The sequence below is a fragment of the Aggregatibacter kilianii genome (assembly GCF_003129965.1).
Lineage (GTDB): Bacteria > Pseudomonadota > Gammaproteobacteria > Enterobacterales > Pasteurellaceae > Aggregatibacter > Aggregatibacter kilianii_A.
Genome location: NZ_NRCJ01000011.1, coordinates 59,634 through 82,193, shown reverse-complemented (window position 1 = coordinate 82,193; position 22,560 = coordinate 59,634). Strand labels below are relative to the sequence as shown.

Annotated in this window: 20 protein-coding genes and 1 tRNA gene; 14 read left to right on the top strand and 7 right to left on the bottom strand. The window is 47.1% G+C overall.

Annotated features, from left to right (window positions below; translation table 11 throughout):
* Nucleotides 1-26 precede the first annotated feature (26 nt).
* The 4 genes from folP to DK430_RS09405 all read left to right on the top strand — a co-directional run bounded on the left by folP (nt 27) and on the right by DK430_RS09405 (nt 3,301).
* Nucleotides 27-854 carry a dihydropteroate synthase gene (gene folP, locus DK430_RS09420; protein WP_109078811.1) on the top strand — a complete coding sequence of 276 codons (828 nt, stop codon included), beginning with the start codon at nt 27-29 and terminating at the stop codon, nt 852-854.
* A 31-nt stretch (nt 855-885) separates the two neighbouring features.
* The gene (gene glmM, locus DK430_RS09415) at nt 886-2,220 is read left to right on the top strand and encodes a phosphoglucosamine mutase (RefSeq protein ID WP_109078810.1); all 1,335 of its coding nucleotides are present in this window, start codon (nt 886-888) and stop codon (nt 2,218-2,220) included.
* Nucleotides 2,221-2,230: 10 nt separating this feature from the next.
* Complete coding sequence (gene sixA, locus DK430_RS09410; RefSeq protein ID WP_109078809.1) at nt 2,231-2,698, top strand: phosphohistidine phosphatase SixA; 468 nt, start codon at nt 2,231-2,233, stop codon at nt 2,696-2,698.
* 231 nt (nt 2,699-2,929) lie between these two features.
* A complete protein-coding gene (locus DK430_RS09405; protein ID WP_109078808.1) occupies nt 2,930-3,301 on the top strand; it encodes a hypothetical protein in 372 nt (123 codons plus the stop codon).
* Between the two features lie 21 nt (nt 3,302-3,322).
* Here DK430_RS09405 and minC read toward each other — a convergent pair whose 3' ends face one another.
* The gene (gene minC / locus DK430_RS09400) at nt 3,323-3,985 is read right to left on the bottom strand and encodes a septum site-determining protein MinC (protein ID WP_109078807.1); all 663 of its coding nucleotides are present in this window, start codon (nt 3,983-3,985) and stop codon (nt 3,323-3,325) included.
* A gap of 83 nt (nt 3,986-4,068) precedes the next feature.
* Between minC and DK430_RS09395 the strand changes: the two genes are divergently transcribed.
* The 7 genes from DK430_RS09395 to truB all read left to right on the top strand — a co-directional run bounded on the left by DK430_RS09395 (nt 4,069) and on the right by truB (nt 10,594).
* Entirely contained in the window at nt 4,069-4,320 is a 252-nt protein-coding gene (locus tag DK430_RS09395) for a YcgL domain-containing protein (protein WP_109078806.1), read from the top strand.
* 104 nt (nt 4,321-4,424) lie between these two features.
* Nucleotides 4,425-4,501 (top strand) — tRNA-Met (locus tag DK430_RS09390).
* Between the two features lie 156 nt (nt 4,502-4,657).
* Nucleotides 4,658-5,113, top strand: a complete 456-nt coding sequence (gene rimP / locus DK430_RS09385) for a ribosome maturation factor RimP (RefSeq protein WP_109078805.1) — start codon at nt 4,658-4,660, stop codon at nt 5,111-5,113.
* A 22-nt stretch (nt 5,114-5,135) separates the two neighbouring features.
* The gene (gene nusA, locus DK430_RS09380; protein ID WP_109078804.1) at nt 5,136-6,632 is read left to right on the top strand and encodes a transcription termination factor NusA; all 1,497 of its coding nucleotides are present in this window, start codon (nt 5,136-5,138) and stop codon (nt 6,630-6,632) included.
* Between the two features lie 15 nt (nt 6,633-6,647).
* A complete protein-coding gene (gene infB / locus DK430_RS09375; protein ID WP_109078803.1) occupies nt 6,648-9,140 on the top strand; it encodes a translation initiation factor IF-2 in 2,493 nt (830 codons plus the stop codon).
* Between the two features lie 150 nt (nt 9,141-9,290).
* Nucleotides 9,291-9,677, top strand: a complete 387-nt coding sequence (rbfA, locus tag DK430_RS09370; RefSeq protein ID WP_109078802.1) for a 30S ribosome-binding factor RbfA — start codon at nt 9,291-9,293, stop codon at nt 9,675-9,677.
* The gene (gene truB, locus DK430_RS09365; RefSeq protein ID WP_109078801.1) at nt 9,677-10,594 is read left to right on the top strand and encodes a tRNA pseudouridine(55) synthase TruB; all 918 of its coding nucleotides are present in this window, start codon (nt 9,677-9,679) and stop codon (nt 10,592-10,594) included. The genes rbfA and truB overlap by 1 nt, the downstream gene beginning before the upstream one ends.
* Nucleotides 10,595-10,635: 41 nt before the next feature.
* Here truB and DK430_RS09360 read toward each other — a convergent pair whose 3' ends face one another.
* The 5 genes from DK430_RS09360 to sfsA all read right to left on the bottom strand — a co-directional run bounded on the left by DK430_RS09360 (nt 10,636) and on the right by sfsA (nt 15,951).
* Complete coding sequence (locus DK430_RS09360) at nt 10,636-12,087, bottom strand: glycoside hydrolase family 32 protein (protein WP_109078800.1); 1,452 nt, start codon at nt 12,085-12,087, stop codon at nt 10,636-10,638.
* Between the two features lie 102 nt (nt 12,088-12,189).
* Nucleotides 12,190-13,116, bottom strand: a complete 927-nt coding sequence (gene cscK, locus DK430_RS09355; protein ID WP_109078799.1) for a fructokinase — start codon at nt 13,114-13,116, stop codon at nt 12,190-12,192.
* Nucleotides 13,117-13,136: 20 nt separating this feature from the next.
* The gene (locus tag DK430_RS09350; protein ID WP_109078798.1) at nt 13,137-13,718 is read right to left on the bottom strand and encodes a histidine phosphatase; all 582 of its coding nucleotides are present in this window, start codon (nt 13,716-13,718) and stop codon (nt 13,137-13,139) included.
* Nucleotides 13,719-13,793: 75 nt separating this feature from the next.
* Nucleotides 13,794-14,981 carry a tyrosine--tRNA ligase gene (gene tyrS, locus DK430_RS09345; RefSeq protein ID WP_109078797.1) on the bottom strand — a complete coding sequence of 396 codons (1,188 nt, stop codon included), beginning with the start codon at nt 14,979-14,981 and terminating at the stop codon, nt 13,794-13,796.
* A gap of 244 nt (nt 14,982-15,225) precedes the next feature.
* Nucleotides 15,226-15,951: a DNA/RNA nuclease SfsA gene (gene sfsA / locus DK430_RS09340; protein WP_109078796.1), complete on the bottom strand. Its 726-nt coding sequence runs from the start codon at nt 15,949-15,951 to the stop codon at nt 15,226-15,228.
* A gap of 295 nt (nt 15,952-16,246) precedes the next feature.
* Between sfsA and pntA the strand changes: the two genes are divergently transcribed.
* From pntA to selD, 3 genes are all read left to right on the top strand, one after another.
* A complete protein-coding gene (gene pntA / locus DK430_RS09335; RefSeq protein ID WP_109078795.1) occupies nt 16,247-17,779 on the top strand; it encodes a Re/Si-specific NAD(P)(+) transhydrogenase subunit alpha in 1,533 nt (510 codons plus the stop codon).
* Between the two features lie 10 nt (nt 17,780-17,789).
* The gene (gene pntB, locus DK430_RS09330; RefSeq protein ID WP_109078794.1) at nt 17,790-19,214 is read left to right on the top strand and encodes a Re/Si-specific NAD(P)(+) transhydrogenase subunit beta; all 1,425 of its coding nucleotides are present in this window, start codon (nt 17,790-17,792) and stop codon (nt 19,212-19,214) included.
* A gap of 147 nt (nt 19,215-19,361) precedes the next feature.
* Entirely contained in the window at nt 19,362-20,438 is a 1,077-nt protein-coding gene (gene selD, locus DK430_RS09325) for a selenide, water dikinase SelD (RefSeq protein WP_109078793.1), read from the top strand.
* Nucleotides 20,439-20,528: 90 nt separating this feature from the next.
* On the opposite strand, the gene uvrC is transcribed toward selD, so the two are convergent.
* A complete protein-coding gene (uvrC, locus tag DK430_RS09320) occupies nt 20,529-22,358 on the bottom strand; it encodes an excinuclease ABC subunit UvrC (RefSeq protein ID WP_109078792.1) in 1,830 nt (609 codons plus the stop codon).
* Between the last annotated feature and the right edge of the window lie 202 nt (nt 22,359-22,560).

Genomic DNA, 22,560 nt, shown 5'->3' with positions numbered 1-22,560 from the left:
TTTGCCTATAAGCAAGCGAACATCTCATGAAATTAACCGCCAACAATAAAATCTTAGATCTTTCCTCACCCCAAATTATGGGGATCCTCAATTTCACCCCCGATTCTTTTTCCGACAGCGGCAAATTTTTTCAGTTAGATAAAGCCCTAGTTCAAGTGGAAAAAATGCTACAACAAGGCGCGTCGATTATTGACATCGGCGGGGAATCGACTCGACCGATGGCGGATGAAGTGACCTTAGAACAAGAGCTGGAGCGGGTTGTACCTTTGGTGGAAGCGGTGCGACAACGTTTTGATTGCTGGATTTCGGTGGATACCTCAAAGGCGCAGGTGATGCAAGAAGCGGCAAAGGTAGGCATGGATTTGATTAACGATATTCGTGCACTACGCGAACCGTATGCCTTGGAGACCGCCGCACAGCTTGCCTTGCCGGTGTGCATTATGCATATGCAGGGACAGCCGCGTACTATGCAGCTTAATCCACATTATGAGGATGTCGTGGCAGACGTTTTAAAATTTATGCAAGAACGTACGGAACAATGTCTGGCGGCAGGAATCAAACAAGGTAATATCATTTGGGATCCGGGCTTTGGGTTTGGTAAAAGCGTGCAACATAATTATCGATTGCTCCATGATCTCGCGGTTTTTTGCAAACAGGGCTACCCTGTCTTAGCAGGAATTTCCCGTAAATCAATGATTGGCGCAGTGCTGGACAAACCGGTGGAACAACGAATCGTCGGCAGTGTCAGCGCCGCTTTAATTGCCGCCATGAACGGCGCTTGTATTTTGCGTGTGCATGATGTGGCGGAAACTGCCGATGCGTTGAAAATCCGGCAGGCGACCATAAACAGTTAAATTAAACATATCTAAAAAGAAGGAATAAAACATGGCTGAACGTAAATATTTCGGTACCGACGGTGTTCGCGGCAAAGTGGGAACGCATCCGATTACCCCGGATTTTGTGTTAAAACTCGGTTGGGCTGCGGGGAAAGTGTTGGCAAACCACGGTTCCCGCGTGGTGCTTATCGGCAAAGATACGCGTATTTCCGGCTATATGCTGGAATCGGCGCTTGAAGCCGGGTTAGCCGCCGCCGGCTTATCCGCCGCTTTTACCGGACCGATGCCGACGCCTGCCGTCGCTTATTTGACCCGCACTTTCCGCGCCGAAGCGGGGATTGTGATCTCTGCTTCACATAACCCGTATTATGATAACGGGATTAAATTCTTTTCCACGCAAGGCACAAAATTGCCGGATGAAGTGGAAGAAGAAATCGAAGCTATGTTGGAACAGCCGATGGATTGCGTGGAATCCGCCGAGTTAGGGCGTGCCAGCCGAATTAAAGACGCGGCGGGGCGTTATATCGAATTTTGTAAAAGCACTTTCCCGGCACATTTAAGCTTGGAAGGTTATAAAATCGTCGTGGATTGTGCCAATGGCGCTACGTATCATATTGCGCCGAATGTGATGCGCGAGCTGGGCGCGGAAGTGATTGAAATCGGTACGCACCCGAACGGTATGAACATTAACGAAAAATGCGGTGCAACCGACATTGCCGCATTGCAAGCCAAAGTTGTTGAGACCCATGCCGATGTAGGTTTGGCGTATGACGGCGACGGTGACCGTTTAATCATGATAGATCATCTGGGTAATAAAGTGGATGGTGACCAAGCATTATTTATTATCGCCCGTGAAGCCTTGCGTGAAGGGCGTTTACAAGGCGGCGTCGTGGGAACTTTAATGAGTAACATGAGCCTTGAGTTAGCGTTAAAACAATTAGCCATTCCTTTCGTACGCGCCAATGTGGGCGATCGTTATGTATTGGAAAAAATGCAGGAACGCGGTTGGGGGTTAGGCGGGGAAAACTCTGGCCATATTATCATCGCCGATCGTAACACCACCGGGGACGGCATTATCGCTTCACTTGCCGTCTTAACCGCCATGGCGAAACACCGTTTAACCTTAAACGAATTGGCGGGCGCAGTGAGATTATTCCCGCAAGTCTTGATTAATGTGCGTTTTGCCGGCGGTGAAAATCCGTTGGAAAGCGATTCGGTGAAAGCGGTTGCGGCTGACGTTGAAAAACGTTTGGCGGGCAAAGGTCGAATCCTGTTGCGTAAATCCGGTACGGAGCCGCTTATCCGTGTGATGGTGGAATGTGAGGACGGCACATTGGCACAACAATGTGCGGAAGAAATTGCTAATGCTGTGAAAGCAAACTAGGTGAGCGGTCATGCGTTTGTTTGTTATGCGTCACGGCGAAGCGGAATTGATGGCGAAATCCGATAAGGAGCGCCATCTTAACGCGCGCGGTAAAGAGCAATCCTCAACACAGGGAATGTGGCTGAAATCCACCGCCCCTGTATTGGATAAGGTTTTAGTTAGCCCCTATGCCCGCGCGTTAGAAACCTTTCATCAAATTAATGAGGTGTATGATCAGAAACTGACGGATAAGTTAGAAATCTGGGATGGCATTACGCCTTACGGCGATTCCGGGATGGTGAGCGAGTACCTTTCCGTGCTTGCCGAAGATGGCGTGGAAAATGTGTTGTTAATTTCACATTTGCCTTTGGTGGGCGACATTGTGAAAGAAATGTGCGGTCGAAATCCGGCGAGTTTTTACCCTGCGACGATTGCGGAAATTGATCTCAATGATGATCGCGCAGAGGTGGCTGAAATTAAATATTTGGATAAATTTTAACCAAAATTAAAGCTATTGTAAATTTTCCTCATTTTTTTATTTAAAATTAGGAAGGTGAATAAAAGTATTATATTTCAGTATATTAAAGTCAATTTTTGCTTGTTTTATTCAAGGTTTAAGCACTTTTTGGCAAAAAAATATTTGCTTTTGTAAATTTTTGTTACAGACTATGGGTGTCTTACAGAACAATTTTGTAAGGCGTTTATTTTTAATTGTTAATTAGGAGTAACGATGAAAAAATCAGTATTAGCCGCATTAGTGTTAGGCGTAACTTTAAGTTTAACCGCTTGTGATGACGGTAAAACTTCACCACAAGCCGAACAGGCAAAAGCAAGTGTCTCCGAGGCTAAAGATGCTGTAGTAAACGCCGCACAAGATGTGAAGGATGCTACAGTTGAAGCAGCGAAAGATGCAAAAGAAGCTACAGCAGACAAAATGGCAGAAGCAAAAGACGCCGCATCTGAAAAAATGGATGCAGTGGCAGCAAAAGCCGATGAAATGAAAGATGCTGCAGCAGAAAAAGCCGGTCAAGCTGCCGATGCCGTATCCGAAAAAGCCGCTGAAGTGAAGGACGCCGTAAAAAGCGAAACTGAAGGCAAATAAAAAAGCAGACTAAGCTGCTTTTTAGAAAGGAGCAAAAACTAATTTCTCCTTTTCTGCAAAAATCCTGACTGAACGATATAGGAATTCGGTCGGGATTTTTTCTTTATAGAGAAAACGGCTGTTAACCGCCACGAATTCGGCATCCAAATATTGTGTGTAAATGGAGCCTGAACTGCTATTGACACCCGCCATGGCGCGCCCCAACAGCTCGCCGTAAATATGAATGTTGCCGTCAGCCGCCACTTCCGCGCCATGTTCCACATCACCGTGAATAATCAAATCGCTGTTTTTAGCGTAGATAACCTGTTTGTCAATCACATTGTGAGGCACAATTTTTGTTGCTTGATGGCGTGGCTCGGGCAAAATTTCGGAGAGATTATCAATTTTGCCGAGAAGAGGTAAGTCGGCGGTAAGGATTAACTCCCGTTGCAAATGGTTTTGCCAATCGGCAACGCCAATGACATGAATGTTATATTCCGCCAGTAAATCCTTCAATGCAACCAAATTGACTTTTTCCAGCATAGGATTAAATTGCAAAATCACTTCAATATTTTGAAACAATGAGGGTGCATTTTTACTTTTCTTTGTCAAAGCGCGCTTAATCGCCGTTAAGCTTGAACTGTTGATACTGATAAATACGGCGGAAAATTGACCTGTTCGTAGTTCGATAATATCCTGTGCCATAACGAAATTCCAAGAAAAAGAGTTGCCTAATAATAATGAATTATTGCAAAATCGGCAACTTGAACCTTGCTAGGGAGCAAATTATGCTATGTGCTATTTATAAAAGCCCGAAAGAAGCGGGTATGTACCTTTATGTGGAAAAACGCGATCAGTTTGAGGCGTTACCGGAGGCGTTGTTAAAGGTTTTCGGCAAGCCGATTTTTGTTATGCCGTTTAACCTTGACGGAAAAAAATCGTTGGTCAATGCGGATAACGCGGAGGTTCTGCAACAAATTAAAGAAAAAGGCTTTTATTTGCAAACGCCGAAGAAAGACGATTGGTTGTTTAGCCTCTAAAAGTGCGGTCATTTTTTGCGGCGTTTTTTCATTTGAGCTTTTGTCGCTGAATTAAACCTTGCTATTTTCATCACAGATCACTATAATACGCCACATATTTCGGACGCGGGGTGGAGCAGCTTGGTAGCTCGTCGGGCTCATAACCCGAAGGTCGTCGGTTCAAATCCGGCCCCCGCAACCAATCACAAGTTCAGTAAAAAGAACCCCAATTTTGGGGTTTTTTTATACGATAAATTTGTTGTTTAAATATCAAATAATTGTTTTTAATTAGTTGATAATTATTGAAAAACTGGGCTTTAAGCCCTTTTTTTACGTCTATCGTTTGAGGGAGGTTGTTTTGGCAACTTTGGAACAGAAATTACAGGATTTATTACAAAGCTCCGTAGAAGATCTCGGTTGTGAGCTTTGGGGCATTGAATGCCAACGTGTCGGCCGTTACTTAACCGTGCGTTTGTTTATTGATAAAGAAGGCGGCGTAACTGTGGATGATTGCGCCGATGTGAGCCGTCAGGTAAGCGCGGTGTTAGATGTGGAAGATCCGATTGCGGATAAATATAACCTTGAGGTTTCCTCGCCGGGATTGGATCGCCCGCTCTTTACGTTAGCGCAATATGCCCGTTATATTGGGCAGGAAATTGTGGTGCATTTGCGTATTCCGGTGGCGGATCGTCGTAAGTGGCAAGGGGAATTGGAGAAAATTGACAATGATATGATTACGCTGATTATGGATAAACAAGAACAGGTTTTGGCGTTCGGCAATATTCAAAAAGCCAACGTTGTTGCAAAATTTTAAATTTAAAAAGGATAGAAACAGCATGAGTAAAGAAATTTTATTAGCGGCAGAAGCCGTGTCCAATGAAAAATTATTGCCACGCGAGAAAATTTTTGAAGCGTTAGAAAGCGCCATTGCCCTTTCAACCAAAAAGAAATACGAATATGACGTGGATGTGCGCGTTACCATTAACCCAAAAACCGGTGAATTCGACACCTTCCGCCGCTGGCTTGTCGTGGAAGAAGTGAATAACCCGACCAAAGAAATCACGTTGGAAGCCGCACGTTTTGAAGATCCGAATGCGCAGGTGGGCGATTATGTGGAAGACCAAATTGAATCCATCGCCTTTGACCGTATCACGATGCAAACCGCACGCCAAGTGATCAGCACCAAAATTCGCGAAGCGGAACGCAGTAAAATCGTCGATCAATTCCGTTCCAAAGAAGGACAAATTATTACCGCTACCGTGAAGAAAAGTAACCGCGACAGCATTATTTTAGATGTGAACGGCGAAGACGGTAACAAAGCGGAAGCCGTGATGTTACGCGAAGATATGCTACCGCGCGAGAACTTCCGCCCGGGCGATCGTGTGCGCGGCGTGTTATACAAAGTTAATCCGGAAAGCAAAGGCACACAATTATTCGTGACCCGCGCCAAACCGGAAATGTTAATTGAATTGTTCCGTTTGGAAGTGCCGGAAATCGGTGAGGAATTAATCGAAATCCGCAGCGCCGCACGTGATCCGGGTTCCCGCGCAAAAATTGCGGTGAAAAGTAACGATAAGCGTATTGATCCGGTAGGCGCTTGCGTGGGGATGCGCGGTGCACGTGTGCAGGCAATCACCAATGAGCTCGGTGGCGAGCGCGTGGACATCGTGCTTTGGGATGACAATCCGGCACAATTCGTGATCAATGCCATGGCGCCGGCGGATGTGAGTTCTATCGTAGTCGATGAAGACAAACATTCCATGGATATTGCCGTAGAAGAAGCCAATTTAGCGCAAGCCATCGGTCGTAACGGTCAAAACGTGCGTTTGGCAACCCAATTAACCGGCTGGGTGTTAAATGTCATGACTACGCAGGAATTGAATGCGAAACACCAAGCGGAAGACGACAAGGCATTAAACTTGTTTATTGATGCTCTGGAAATTGATGAAGAATTCGCCCAATTATTGATTGATGAAGGTTTTTCCACCTTAGAAGAATTGGCGTATGTTTCCGTGAGCGAGTTAACCGCTATCGACGGTTTGGAAGACGAAGATTTGGTCGAAGAGTTACAAACCCGTGCGAAAAATGCTATTACGGCAAAAGCGTTAGCGGAAGAAGAAGCGTTGAAACAGGCAAAAATTGAAGATCGTTTGCTCAACCTTGAAGGTATGAATCGCCATATCGCCTTTAAATTGGCGGAAAAACAAATTACCACCTTGGAAGAGCTTGCAGAGCAAGGGGTGGACGATTTAGCCGACATTGAAGGACTCAGTGCCGAACAAGCTGCGGATTTGATTATGGCAGCCAGAAACATTTGTTGGTTCACTGAGTAATGAAGGAGTGAAAAGATGACAGAAGAATTAAAAAACGCCCCGAAAAAACTGAGCTTACAGCGCAGAACAAAAACCACCGTTAGCGGCACCAGTGCTTCGGGCAAAAGTAAAGAAGTGCAGGTTGAAGTGCGCAAAAAACGTACGATTCCAACAGAGGCGGCTCAAAAAGCCGAAGAAGCGGCAAAATTGAAAGCAAGACAAGAAGCCGAACAAAAAGCGGCGGAAGAAAGAGCGCAAAGAGAGAAAGCGGCGAAAGAAAAAGAAGCTGCCGAAAAAGCAAAACAGGCACAAGTTGCGCCGGTGCAAAGTGCGGTCAATAATCCGGTTAAATCTGCAGATCCGGAAAAAGAAAAACGTAAAGCGGAAGAAGCGGAATTGCGTCGTAAAGCGGAAGAGTTAGCCCGTCAAAAGGCGGAAGAACAAGCGCGTAAAGCGGCGGAAGAAGCAAAACGTTATGCCGATCTTTCCGATGATCATCATCAAAACAATAGTGCGGAAGATTATTCCGACTACAATTTGACGTCCAGTTATGCCCTTGAAGCTGAAGACGAAGAAGAGCGTCGCAATGAAAATCGCGGTCGTGGTAAAAATAAAGTGAATAAGGCGAAAAAGGGCGGACGTGATGACGACAGCAATAAAAACGAGCGCGAGTCTAACCGTCGCAACCAAAAAGATGTAAAAGGCGGCAAAGGCAAGCAGGCGAAAAAAGGCAGTGCGTTACAACAAGCCTTTACCAAACCGGCTCAAGCGGTTAACCGCGATGTGGTTATCGGTGAAACCATCACTGTTGCCGAACTTGCCAATAAAATGGCGGTGAAAGCCACGGAAGTGATTAAAACCATGATGAAAATGGGCGCTATGGCGACCATTAACCAAGTGATCGACCAAGAAACCGCGCAACTTGTCGCGGAAGAAATGGGACACAAGGTCATCGTGCGTAAAGAAAATGAATTGGAAGAAGCGGTGATGAGCGACCGTGATGTGGACGCGGAATTAGTGACGCGTGCGCCGGTTGTGACCATTATGGGGCACGTTGACCACGGTAAAACTTCCTTGCTTGACTATATTCGTAAAGCCAAAGTGGCGGCAGGCGAAGCGGGCGGGATTACGCAGCACATCGGTGCGTATCACGTTGAAACCGATGACGGCAAAATGATTACTTTCTTAGATACCCCGGGACATGCGGCGTTTACTTCCATGCGTGCACGTGGTGCAAAAGCCACCGACATCGTGGTGTTGGTCGTCGCTGCCGATGACGGCGTGATGCCGCAAACTATCGAGGCGATCCAACACGCCAAAGCGGCGGGGGTGCCAATCGTGGTTGCCGTGAACAAAATCGATAAACCGGAGGCCAATCCGGAACACGTTGAGCAGGAATTACTGCAATATGACGTGATCGCCGAAAAATTCGGCGGTGACGTACAATTCGTGTATGTCTCCGCGAAAAAAGGGACCGGCGTTGACGAATTGCTTGAAGCCATCTTATTGCAATCGGAAGTGCTTGAATTAACCGCTGTGAAAAACGGCATGGCGACCGGCGTGGTGATCGAATCCTACTTGGATAAAGGTCGCGGTCCGGTAGCAACTATCCTCGTACAATCAGGCACGTTAACCAAAGGCGACATTTTGCTTTGTGGCTTTGAATATGGACGCGTGCGTGCAATGCGCGATGAAAACGGTCTAGAAATCGACGAAGCCGGTCCGGCAATTCCGGTGGAAGTGTTAGGGCTTTCCGGCGTACCGGCAGCGGGTGATGAGGCCACTGTCGTACGTGATGAGAAAAAAGCGCGTGAAGTGGCGTTATATCGCCAAGGCAAATTCCGTGAAGTGAAACTTGCCCGACAACAAAAAGCCAAACTGGAGAATATGTTCAGCAACATGGCGGAAGGCGATGTGGCAGAATTGAACGTCATTGTGAAAGCGGACGTTCAGGGTTCCGTAGAAGCCATTGTGCAATCCTTAATGGAACTTTCCACCGACGAAGTGAAAGTGAAAGTGGTGGGTTCCGGCGTGGGCGGTATTACCGAAACAGACGCGACTTTGGCGGCAGCTTCTAACGCGATCATCGTCGGCTTTAACGTGCGTGCAGACGGCTCCGCCCGCCGCATTATCGAAAGCGAAAACATTGATTTACGTTACTATTCCATCATTTACGAATTGCTCAACGAAATCAAAGCGGCAATGAGCGGCATGCTCCAACCTGAATTCAAACAAGAAATCATCGGCTTGGCAGAAGTACGCGATGTGTTCCGTCATCCGAAATTCGGCGCCATCGCCGGCTGTATGGTGACCGAGGGCGTGGTGAAACGTAATAATCCAATTCGCGTCTTGCGCGACAACGTGGTCATTTTCGAAGGCGAACTGGAATCCCTCCGCCGCTTCAAAGACGATGTCGCCGAAGTGCGTAATGGCATGGAATGCGGTATCGGCGTGAAGAACTACAACGACGTGAAAGTCGGCGACCAGATTGAGGTGTTTGAAGTGGTTGAGGTTAAGCGCTCAATTTAATCCTTAAAGTGCGGTCAAATTTGACCGCACTTTTTGCCTAGGCTACACACAATTTTCCCTTTTGGGGTTATGTACAAACTTCCCCAAAGGGGAAGAACTTATGCCTAACCGTGGGTATACTTACCCGCGGACAAATAAAAGAGAAACAAAATGGCTCGAGAATTCAAACGTAGCGACCGTGTCGCACAAGAAATCCAAAAAGAAATCGCGGTGATTTTACAGCGCGAAGTGAAAGATCCCCGTATCGGCATGGTGACGGTATCCGATGTGGAAGTGTCCAGTGATTTGGCGTATGCCAAAATTTTCGTCACGTTTTTATTTGATCATGATGAACAGGCGATCTCACAAGGCATGAAAGGCTTGGAAAAAGCCGCGCCTTATATCCGCACGTTGCTAGGCAAAGCCATGCGTCTGCGTATCGTGCCGGAGATTCGCTTTATTTACGATCAATCTTTAGTGGAAGGTATGCGCATGTCTAATCTAGTGACTAACGTCATGCGTGAAGATCAGAAAAAACACCACGAGGACAACGAGTAATGTCCAAACCGCGTAAACGTGGGCGTGATATTCACGGCGTGTTTTTGCTGGATAAACCGCAAGGCATGTCTTCCAACGACATCATGCAAAAAGTGAAACGCATTTTTCAGGCGAACAAAGCCGGGCATACCGGTGCGTTGGATCCGCTTGCCACAGGGATGTTGCCTATTTGTTTGGGCGAAGCCACCAAGTTTTCCCAGTTTTTGCTGGATGCCGATAAGCGTTACTTGGTGACGGCAAAACTGGGCGAACGCACCGACACATCCGATGCGGAAGGGCAGCTCGTGGAAACCCGCCTGGTGAAGGTAAAAACACCTGAAATTTTGACCGCACTTGAAGCGTTTCGCGGGGATATTTTGCAAGTGCCGACCATGTTTTCTGCACTGAAACACAACGGCAAACCGCTTTATGAATACGCACGCCAAGGCATTACCGTAGAGCGTCAAGCGCGTCCCATTACGATTTTTGAACTGAATTTCATCGAATATAACGCCCCTTATTTAACGTTAGAAGTGCATTGCTCCAAAGGCACTTATATTCGCACCTTGGTGGATGATTTAGGTGAGGCTTTAGGCTGCGGTGCACACGTCACCATGTTGCGTCGTACGGCGGTGGCGGATTACCCGACGGAGAACATGCTGGATTGGAACGCTTTGCAAGCCTTGGCGGAACAGCAAGATTTAAACGCGTTGGACGCTTTATTGCTGCCAATGGATACCGCCGTAGCAAAATTGCCGGCGTTAATCTTAGATGAACAGCAAACCCAAGGCATCGGTTTCGGTCAGCGCATAAAATTCGATAATTCGGCGGAATTACAAGGACTGGTGCGGTTATTCTCCCATGAGAACCGCTTTCTTGGCGTCGCGCGGATTGATGAAAACAACGTGATTCGACCACAGCGATTAGTGGTGTATTGATGAAAAAAGTGCGGTGAAATTTCACCGCACTTTTTAGTTTATCAAGCTTGAATTTCTTTTGGATAGCCAATTTGCAACGCTAATTTTCTATCGATTTCAACCATGTTTTTCCGATCCTCAATAAAAAAGCGCGAGGTCATGGCTTTTTCGCCGTCGTTCAGGAAAATTTCTACCACGGAGCGATCAAAGAAAATTTCCACTTTTTGCAGATTTTCGATTTCGCAATAACGCTTGGCTTTGAATTTTTCCATGAGTTCCGTTTGGTCGGTGGCGGAACGATCTAAGCAAAGCACACCGTTTGCATAAGATAGAATCAGCTTTTGCCCTTTGTCGTTTTGGAAAAAATCAAGCTTGAAGGCTTGGTTGTTTGCGTTGAACGTGACATAAGCGCGATCCAAATGGGTGATTTCCGCCTGATTTTCCACGGTGATGTCGGAAAGTGCGGTCAGATTTTCGTACGTTTTTACGATCGCACGTTGAAATAATCGATTGCCCTGTAAACGCAATTCACGCGGCAGGGTGAGGGTGGAATGCCATTTGAATTTATCCGTCGGATAGGTTAAATCCGGCAAACCGCACCAGCCGAACATGATGGTGCTTTCCGCATTGCGCAATCCCGCAAAAGTTTGCGGCGCGTAGAAATCAAAGCCCTGATCCAACTCGGCAATGTGCTCGGCATGGAACGTTAAGCCTTCCAGCTTGCCGACGGCATACACCGCATGATAATTATTTTGGAATTGGTGGGCTTCGCGCTGTTTGCCTTGCGGCGACCAAATAAACACGTCTTTATCGCCCAATTTAAATAAATCCGGGCATTCCCACATGAACACATTGCCATTGTCGAATGCCGGAAGGGAAAGCTCGCCCAATAAACGCGGTTCGGAGGCTAAATTATCCATTTCAAAAAGAATGGCGGTGCCGGTGAGATTTTCCCGCTGCGCGCCGCACACAAAGCGAATTTTGCCGTCTTTGGTGAAGAACGGTTTCGGATCGCGAACGTGCTCTGTATAGCCTTCAGGGGCGTTTTCAATTAACGGACGTTTACTCAGCAATTTTCCGTTAAGATCGAAAATCGCTAAATTTTGATAAGGCACGCGTTGATTATCCGTTGGGCGGCGGGTGTTGCCCGTGTAAAACATCGCCAATTTATCGCCGACTTTTAACGCTCCGCCGGAATAGCAACCGTGGGATTCAAACAGTTCGCAAGGAATCAAATCGTCGGCGGATTCATAGTGTTGAAAATCGCGGGTGATGAAATGTTTCCAGTGTTTCATGCCGTGCAGGGCATCAAACGGAAACCATTGATAAAAAAGATGGTATTTTTCACCGTCGAAAATTAAGCCGTTCGGGTCGTTTAATAATCCCGTCGGCGGCGCAAGATGGTAGGTCGGGCGAAAATCTTTGTCTTTTTGCACGGTTTGAGCAATTTCCGCAAGCTCACCGGATTCTGCCGCAAGGATGCTTTTGTATTTTCCGTTGTTGAAAATATGCATAGAGGGGCCTCGTAGGGGCGGGTCCTGTGCCCGCCCAAATTTTGATTTGATATTTACGGGCGGGCACAGGACCCGCCCCTACAAATTAGATTCGGCGAGGAATTACTTTGCCAAAAACGCCGCCAATTGTGCTTTATTCGGCAAGGCGGACATGGCACCTTTTGCCGTGGTCGCCAAGGCACCGCAGGCATTGGCTTGGCGGATAATGTCGACTAAAACCTCATGTTCATGCCAGTTTTCATGTTGCGATAAACCGGACAGCAACCCGCCCACGAAAGCATCGCCCGCGCCGGTAGTGTCCACCGGTTGTAACGGCTTGCCGGCGACGATTTCACGGGTTTGGTTGAGGTGATAGAGCGCACCGTCTTTGCCTAGGGTGACGATAATCAATTTCTCCGGATAAAGTGCGGTGATTTTTTCAAACGCTTCGTCTAAAGTTTGGGTGTCGGTGAGCAGCGTCAGTTCTTCTTCCGAAAATTTCAACACATCCGCCAATGCGACTGCCTGCATAACGGTTTGCTTCATGTCTTCAAAACTTGCCCACAGAGATTCGCGCAAATTCGGATCGAAGGAGAAAAATCCGCCTGCCGCTTTAATGCGACGAATGGCTTCAAAGGTGGTTTCGCGGGACGGGTTATTGATTAACGCAATGGAGCAGCAGTGCAGCCATTCATTCGCTTGGAAATTCGGCAAATCGGCGACCTGCAAAAACTGATCCGCACTTGGGTTCACCATAAAGGTAAAACTGCGTTCGCCGTTGTCTAAACCGACCACCACCGTGGAAGTGCGTTGTTGTGGATCAAGAATCATATGAGCGGTTTGCACGTTTTCTTGTTGCAGGGTTTGTTGCATAAATTCGCCTAAAGGATCTTTGCCCACGCGACCGATAAACGCGCTGTCGCCGCCTAAACGGGCAATGCCCACCGCCACATTCGCCGGCGCCCCGCCCGCACAACGCAAATAATGGTTTTCCCCGTCCGGAATTAAATCCACCACGGCATCACCCAGTACCCAGATTTTTTGATTCATCACATGCTCCTGTTATTAAGCTATAAATTTGTATTTTGTTTGAATGTAAAATTTTGGAATATCTCTACACAAAAACATCCGTTCTTTTCATGAAATGATTTTATAAAGTGATTTTTCTTCAAATGTTTTTTTATTTCATGTTGAATAAAACCATGGCTGACAATACAGCAATCTTGTTCTAGCAACGTTGGCAGTAACTTTTCAACCCGCTTCTTTTCTTCTCTTATATTTCTTTGCGTTTTATTTAATCCCAATAGCCATAAAATTCTGGAAAGAATAAACCATGAGTTAAGTGTGAGTTTTATTTTTGGAATATTGATTATTTTTAGATCAAACTCTTTTAAATCTTCCAGAGTAATTAATTCATGGCTTGGGAATAAATAATCAGCCGTTTTTTGTGCCCTAATCAGAGGAGAAACAAAGCGTTTCTTGATTGTTAAAATATCCTGATATGTAGAACTTTGTTTGAAGGAATTTATTTCATTTAGTGCCAAGCGTTCGGTTTGATTATATTCAAGTAAACGTTTTTGGGCTATGGAGGCATTGCATTTGTCACCATCAACCAATGGCGTTACATGTCTGATGAGAACGATTTTAGGCATATCATTTCAAAACGCAGTTAAAAATAACCGCACTTTATGGCGTGCATGAAAGTGCGGTCAGTTTTCGGGCTGTTTTTATTTCACCGTCACTTTGGCGAATTTGCGTTTACCCACTTGGTAAACGGCGGTTGAGGCGGTGACGATCAGTTTGGCGTCTTCCACTTTTTCGCCGTCGATTTTCACGCCGCCTTGCTGCACCATACGGTTGGCTTCGGAGGTGGAAGCGACCAGACCGGCTTCTTTTAGCAGGTTGGCAAGCCCAATTTCGCCTTCAAAAGTAAATTCCGGCATCTCGTCAGGCATCGCGCCTTTTTGGAAACGGTTGATGAATTCCTGTTCTGCAGCGTCTGCATCGGCTTCGTTGTGGAAGCGGGCGATGATTTCTTTTGCTAATAGAATTTTTACATCACGCGGATTTTTGCCGTTCGCCACCTCTTGTTTTAATTGGGCGATTTCCGTTAACGGACGGAAGGAAAGCAGGTTGTACCAATCCCACATTAATTCATCGGAAATGGACATGATTTTGCCGAACATGTCACTAGGCGCATCAGTGACGCCGATGTAGTTGCCGAGGGATTTGGACATTTTTTTCTCGCCATCCAAGCCCACCAATAACGGCAGCGTGATTGCCACTTGCGGTTTTTGACTGGCGGATTTTTGCAGTTCGCGTCCCACCAATAAATTGAATTTCTGGTCGGTACCGCCCAGTTCAACGTCGGCTTCCAAGGCGACGGAATCGTGCCCTTGCAGGAGCGGATAAATAAATTCGTGGATAGCAATCGGTTGGTTGTTGCTAAAGCGTTTTTTGAAATCGTCACGTTCTAACATACGCGCGACGGTGTAATTGCTCGCCAGGCGAATCATGCCTTCGGTGCCGAGTTTGCCCAACCATTCGGAGTTGAACACAATGCGGGTTTTTTGCGGATCCAGAATTTTATAGATTTGCTGTTTGTAGGTTTCCGCGTTGCGTAGCACGTCTTCGCGACTAAGCGGCGGACGGGTGGTGTTTTTGCCGGACGGATCGCCCACCATGCCGGTGAAATCGCCGATGAGGAAAATCACTTCATGACCGAAATTTTGGAATTGGCGTAATTTATTTAACACCACGGTGTGACCTAAATGAATATCCGGCGCTGTCGGATCGGCACCGAGTTTCACGCGCAACGGGCGGTTTTCTTTAAGTTTCTCAATTAAATCCTGTTCGGAAAGAATTTCATCTACACCGCGCTTTAGTTCCGCGAGAACGGTATTCATATCAGTCATGTGATGTCCTAATGTTATTCAATTTACAGAAAGGCTACATTATAGAGATTATTCGCCAAATTTGAATGGTTTTTGCCTAGGAACGGCAAATTTCAGACAAAAAAAACGCCTCTTTTGTGGGGGAGGAGGCGTTAAATGTTGGAGTGATTATCTATTATTGTTTGAATGTTCTAAATGATAATTGTTCTCAAAGGTAAAGTCAAGTACTTTAATGAAAATAATTATCAAATAAATTGAATCAAACTTAATCCGGTTTAAACGGCACGACTTTCGTCAAGTTAAGTGCGGTCGGAATTCCTTGTGTTTTTTCAAACTCGGCGGCGTACGCATAGACTTCCACGCCTTCTTTTAATGCTTGGCGGAGCAGTTCGTCATATTTGGGATCGATGTGTTTGGCGATTTGGAAATGATCGAAGCCGTCATGCAGCCCGCAGAAGAAAATCACCGCGCGGTGTCCCTGTTTTTTCATGGCAATCAATTCGCGCAGGTGTTTTTGCCCGCGCGTGGTGACGGCATCGGGGAACATACCGAGTTTTTTGTCCTTGTCCACATAAGTGATGGATTTCACTTCCACATAGCAATCGGGTAGATCTTTGCCTTTCAGCAGAAAATCAATACGGCTGTTTTCTTCGCCGTATTTCACTTCAGGGTGAATTTCGTCATACATGGCAAGCTCAAAAATTTGCTTTTTTTGTAAGGCATCGAAAGTGAGCTGATTGGAACGGTGGGTATTAATGCAAACCAGGTTGCCGTTTGCCAGTTGGGTCAATTCCCAAGAGCTTGGGTATTTACGTGTGGTGCTATCGGAGGTGGAATACCACACCGTATCGCCTTCCGCGCCACAGCCGATCATGGCGCCGGTGTTGGCGCAGTGCAGGGTAGTGATGTCGCCGTTCGGCAGTTGTACATCGGCTAAAAAGCGTTTGTAACGACGGATTAAGGTGGCGGGTTGTAATGAAGGTAATTGCATTTTGTTAGCCTTGTGTATAAAAGTGCGGTTTATTTTGGCAGTGTTTTTTAACACGCTGCAGTTAAACGGCGGAAAAACGGTTGGCGCGTAAGATAGCAAAGCAGGCGATGAATTTCTAATCCTTTTGAACAATTAAACAAATTATAATCGGGATCACATATCGCATAAAAAGCCGAAAAACTTTTTCAGTTTTTGACCGAACAATGATAGAGTTAGCCACAGTTTGACTTTTAAAAAATAGTCATTTCGGGCGGGTAATTTTACCCAAATCATTAATCAATCAAAGGGAATCATTATGTTAATTGGTGTACCTAGAGAACTGCTTGATAATGAAAGTCGCGTGGCGGCAACGCCGAAGACGGTTCAGCAAATTTTAAAGCTTGGCTTTGAGGTGATTGTTGAACATGATGCGGGTTTTAAAGCAAGCTTTGAGGATCAGGCATTTGCAGCCGCCGGCGCGAAAATCGGCGATGCAGCACAGGTTTGGAACGCAGACATTATTTTTAAAGTCAATGCGCCGACCGACGACGAAATTGCCTTAATGAAAGACGGTGCGACCTTGGTCAGCTTTATTTGGCCGGCGCAAAATCCGCAATTAATGGAAAAACTCTCAGCGAAAAAAATCAATGTATTGGCGATGGATGCCGTGCCGCGTATTTCCCGTGCACAGGCGCTCGATGCGTTAAGTTCCATGGCGAATATTGCCGGTTATCGTGCGGTGGTGGAAGCTGCTCATGAATTCGGCAGCTTCTTCACCGGGCAAATTACCGCCGCAGGTAAAGTACCGCCGGCGAAAGTGTTGGTTATCGGTGCGGGTGTTGCCGGTCTTGCGGCGATTGGTGCGGCAAACAGCCTTGGCGCTATCGTGCGTGCTTTTGACTCCCGTCCGGAAGTAAAAGAACAGGTTGAAAGTATGGGTGCCAGCTTCCTTGAAATCGATTTCAAAGAAGAAGGCGGCAGCGGCGACGGTTACGCAAAAGTGATGTCCGATGAGTTCAATCGTCGCGCGCTTGAACTTTACGCCGAACAAGCGAAAGAAGTGGATATTATCATCACCACCGCGTTAATCCCGGGTAAACCGGCACCGCGTTTAATCACCAAAGAAATGGTGGCGTCCATGAAACCGGGTAGCGTGATCGTGGATTTGGCGGCGGCTACCGGCGGTAACTGCGAACTGAGCAAAGCGGGCGAAGTGGTGGTCACCGACAATCAAGTAAAAATCATCGGTTACACCGATTTACCAAGTCGCCTGCCAACCCAATCCTCCCAACTTTACGGCACCAACCTCGTCAACTTATTGAAATTACTTTGCAAAAACAAAGACGGTCAAATCGACATTAATTTTGACGATGTGGTATTGCGCGGCGTAACCGTCATTCGTGACGGCGAAGTGACTTGGCCGGCTCCGCCGATTCAAGTTTCCGCTCAACCGCAACAAGCCAAACCGGCAGCAAGTGCGGCTAAAAAAGAAGAAAAACCGGCAGATCCACGTAAGAAATACGGCATCATGGCGGTGGTCGGCATTCTGTTCTTATGGCTCACTTCCATTGCGCCGGCAGCCTTCCTTTCTCACTTAACCGTGTTCGTACTGGCCTGTGTGGTCGGCTATTATGTGGTTTGGAATGTCAGCCACGCGTTGCATACGCCGCTCATGGCGGTAACCAACGCCATTTCGGGCATTATCATCGTGGGCGCATTATTGCAAATCTCACAAGGTAATCCTTTCATCAGCGTGTTGGCGTTCATTGCGATTTTAGTGGCAAGCATCAACATTTTCGGTGGCTTCCGCGTCACTCAACGTATGCTTTCTATGTTTAGAAAAGGCTAAGGAGAAAACGATGTCAGAAGGTTTTGTACAAGCTGCGTATATTGTGGCAGCGTTGCTCTTTATCATGAGCTTAGCCGGTCTTTCCAAACATGAAACCGCGAAAGCAGGGTGTTGGTACGGCATTATCGGGATGGGTATCGCACTCATCGCGACTATTTTCGGACCGAAATCCGAAGGCACATTGTGGATTATCATTGCGATGGTGATCGGCGGCATTATCGGTATTCAACGCGCATTAAAAGTGGAAATGACCGAAATGCCGGAACTGGTTGCGATCTTGCACAGTTTCGTGGGTTTAGCTGCCGTTTTGGTGGGCTATAACAGCTACGGTTTACATGATATTCCGACCATGCCGAACGGCTTAAACGATGTGGAACAGGCGAAATTCCTTGCGGAACAAGCCGCACTTGCCAGCGTGCATAACGTGGAAGTGTTCCTCGGCATCTTCATCGGTGCGGTAACGTTCACCGGTTCTGTTGTGGCATTCGGTAAATTAAGCGGAAAAATTGATTCCAAAGCGTTAATGTTGCCGCATCGTCACAAACTAAACTTAGCGGCGTTGGTGGTTTCTGCATTATTGATGGTGGCGTTCCTGAATAATCCGGACAACATCTTCCCGGTATTAATCATGACCGTGATTGCCCTTGCCTTCGGCTGGCACTTGGTGGCATCCATCGGCGGTGCGGATATGCCGGTGGTTGTGTCTATGTTGAACTCCTATTCCGGTTGGGCGGCTGCAGCAGCAGGTTTCATGCTCAGCAACGACCTGTTAATTGTGACTGGTGCGCTGGTGGGTTCTTCCGGTGCGATCCTGTCCTACATCATGTGTAAAGCCATGAACCGCTCCTTCATCAGCGTTATCGCAGGCGGTTTCGGCAATGATGTTCAGGTGTCTTCCGACGCGGAACAAGGCGAACACCGTGAAACCACCGCAGAAGAAGTGGCGGAATTGCTGAAAAACTCCAGCTCCGTGATCATCACCCCGGGATACGGCATGGCGGTGGCGCAAGCGCAATATCCGGTAGCGGAAATTACGCAAAAATTACGCGAACGCGGCGTCAACGTGCGTTTCGGTATCCACCCTGTTGCCGGACGCTTGCCGGGCCACATGAACGTGTTATTGGCGGAAGCCAAAGTGCCTTACGACATTGTGTTGGAAATGGATGAAATCAACGACGATTTCGCCGACACCGACACCGTCTTGGTTATCGGCGCCAACGACACCGTGAACCCGGCGGCAATGGACGATCCGCACAGCCCAATCGCCGGTATGCCGGTGTTAGAAGTGTGGAAAGCCGCTAACGTGGTGGTATTCAAACGTTCAATGAATACCGGCTACGCAGGCGTGCAAAATCCGCTGTTCTTCAAAGAAAACACCCAAATGCTGTTTGGTGATGCCAAAGAACGTGTGGATGACATTTTAAAAGCGCTTTAATTGGATTTTAAATGACAATATAAAAGACAAAAGTGCGGTGAGTTTTCACCGCATTTTTTTGTTTCCGAAGAAATTGATTTCAGACAATGAATCCTTAGCCCAATAAAGCTATAATCACGCTATTCGTTTAACAAAAAGGAAGTAAACATGACAGAGCAGGCTTTGCACGGTGTGCAAGATGAGCTAATCGACGACATCCGACTGACACAATATAGCCACGGTGCCGGTTGAGGTTGCAAAATATCGCCTAAGGTTTTAGAGGAAATTTTGCATACCGAAATGGCTCCGTTTATTGATCCGAATCTGTTGGTCGGCAACGACACCAAAGATGACGCGGCGGTGTATGATTTAGGCAATGGTACGTCGATTATCAGTACCACCGACTTTTTCATGCCCATTGTGGACGATCCTTTTGATTTCGGACGTATCGCAGCAACTAACGCCGTGAGCGACATTTTCGCCATGGGCGGTAAGCCGATTATGGCGATTGCGGTGTTCGGCTTCCCGATTAACAAATTGCCCGCGAGTGTGGCGCAACGCATCATCGACGGTGGGCGTTTTGCCTGTCAGCAAGCGGGTATCGCCCTTGCCGGCGGGCATTCCATCGATTCACCCGAACCGATTTTCGGCTTGGCGGTGACGGGCATTATTGACACGGAAAAAGTGAAACGCAATGCCTCAGCAGAAGCAGGATGTCATCTGTATTTAACCAAACCGCTGGGCATCGGCGTGTTAACTACTGCAGAGAAAAAAGGCAAATTAAAACCGGAACACAAAGGTTTGGCAACCCATTGGATGTGTCAAATGAACCTTATCGGCAACGAGTTTTCCCATATTGACGGCGTAACCGCCATGACCGACGTCACCGGTTTCGGCTTGTTGGGGCATTTAGCGGAAATTTGCGAAGGCTCCGACCTCAATGCCGAAGTGGATTTCGCCAACGTGAAAACCTTGGACGGTGTGTACGATTACATCGCACAAGGCTGTATCCCGGGCGGCACCAATCGAAATTTCGACAGCTATGGACACAAAATCGCGCCGATTAACGATCTGCAAAAAGCCGTATTATGCGATCCGCAAACCTCCGGCGGTTTACTCATCGCCGTGAAACCGGAAGCAAAAGATGAGGTTTTCGCCGTTGCGCAAAAAGCCGGTGTAGAACTTTACCCGGTTGGCAAATTAATTGAGCGACAAGCTACGGCGGAATTTATTGTGGTGAAATAGCGGTTTTTTCTAAAAAAGTGCGGTCATTTTCTCAAGTGTTTTTTCAAAGTAAAAAACGTTAAAGAAAATGACCGCACTTTTCTTTTTAACCTAATGTTGCAACGTCTCAAAAATCTTTTCCGCCAAGGCTTTTGATATGCCGGGGACGGAGGCGATTTCGTCGAGGGTAGCATTTTTGACGCCTTGCAAGCCTCCGAGGTATTTGAGCAGGGCTTGGCGACGTTTGGCGCCGACGCCTTCGATGCTTTCCAAGCCGCTTTGGGTGAAATGTTGTTGGCGTTTTTTGCGGTGTCCGCTGATGGCGTGGTTGTGGCTTTCGTCGCGGATATGTTGGATTAAATGCAGTGCGAGACTGTCTGACGGCAAATGTAATTCTTTGTCCCATTTGCTTAAAATCAGGGTTTCCAAGCCGGCACGGCGATCCACACCTTTGGCGACGCCGATTAAGTGTGGTCGGTTTTTATTCCATTTTACCTTGAGATTTTCGAACACCTGCAAGGCGCGGTTAAGCTGCCCTTTGCCGCCGTCGATAAAAATAATGTCGGGAATTTTGTCTTCGTCCAAATCTTTATCGTAGCGTTTCAATAGCGCCTGCTCCATGGCGGCGTAGTCGTCGCCTTTGGTGATGCCGCTGATGTTGAAACGACGATAATCGGATTTTAGCGGGCCGTCCTGATTAAATACCACGCAGGAAGCGATAGTTTGCTCACCCATGGTGTGGCTGATGTCGAAACATTCCATGCGTTTGATGGCATCAATGCCGAGTAATTCTTGTAGTGCCACGTAGCGATCATGTTGCAACGTGGATTGTTTTAATTTGGTAATTAACGCCGCTTTGGCATTCATTTGTGCCAGTTGCAAATATTTGCTTTTATCGCCTTTGGCATGATCCTGAATGCTGACTTTGCGTCCTGCTTGATCGCTTAACAGCGTTTCCAAATCGGCTTTTTCTTCCAACTTTTGATCCACAATGATCGTATTCGGAATGGTTCTGCCTTGGTGCGCCTGTAAATAAAATTGTCCCACAAAGGTTTCCGTGAGCTCCGCCAGATTGGTATTGCTCGGCACTTTCGGAAAATAACTGCGGTTGCCTAAAATCTTGCCTTGGCGAATAAACAACACTTGCACGCAAGCCACGCCTAGTTGGTAGGCGATAGCGATAATATCAATATCGTCATGACGATCGTTGGCGACGAATTGTTTTTCGATCACTGCGCGCACCGCCTGAATTTGGTCGCGAATGCGTGCCGCTTCTTCAAAATTCAGCTGCTGACTTGCCTGTTCCATTTGTTTCACCAAATGATCCAACACCTGCTGATCTTTTCCCTGCAAAAACAAGCGGGCAAAATTCACCTGCTGTGCATAGGCTTCGTCGGTCACATAACCTTTTACGCACGGCGCCAGGCAACGCCCGATTTGATATTGCAAACAAGGGCGCGAGCGGTTGTTATACACGGAATTTTCACATTGCCGAATAGGGAACAGTTTTTGCAATAAGGACAAGGTTTCACGCACCGCACCGGCGTTTGGATAAGGCCCGAAATATTCCCCTTGAATTTTTTTCGAACCGCGATAAGACGTAATGCGCGGGTGGGTTTCTTTGGTTAATAAAATGTACGGATAGGATTTATCGTCTCGCAGCAGCACGTTATAACGCGGTTGATAGGTTTTGATGTAATTGTGCTCAAGCAGCAGCGCTTCTGTTTCCGAGGTGGTGATGGTGGTTTCAATATGCTGGATCGACGCTACCAACGCTTCCGTTTTTTTGCTGTTTAACTGCTTGCGAAAATAACTGGACAAGCGCTTTTTCAGATCTTTCGCCTTGCCCACATAGATTACCGTGTGGCTATCGTCATACATGCGATAAACGCCCGGTAAGTGCGGTACGTTGGCGAGGAATTTTTTGGCGTCGAAAGTCATATCGGATACAGAGAGGCTCACATTTATTACTTCGGGTAAATTTTTCCTCTCGCCCGTTTACGGGAGAGAGACAGACGGAAAGTGCATTCAGCACTTGGAGTCAGAGAGAGGGGAAAAGTGCGGTTAATTTTTCTTGTGTTTTTCCCCTCTCCCTCCGAAAATCCTGCGGATTTTCTCCGCCCTCTCCCGCAAGCGGGCGAGG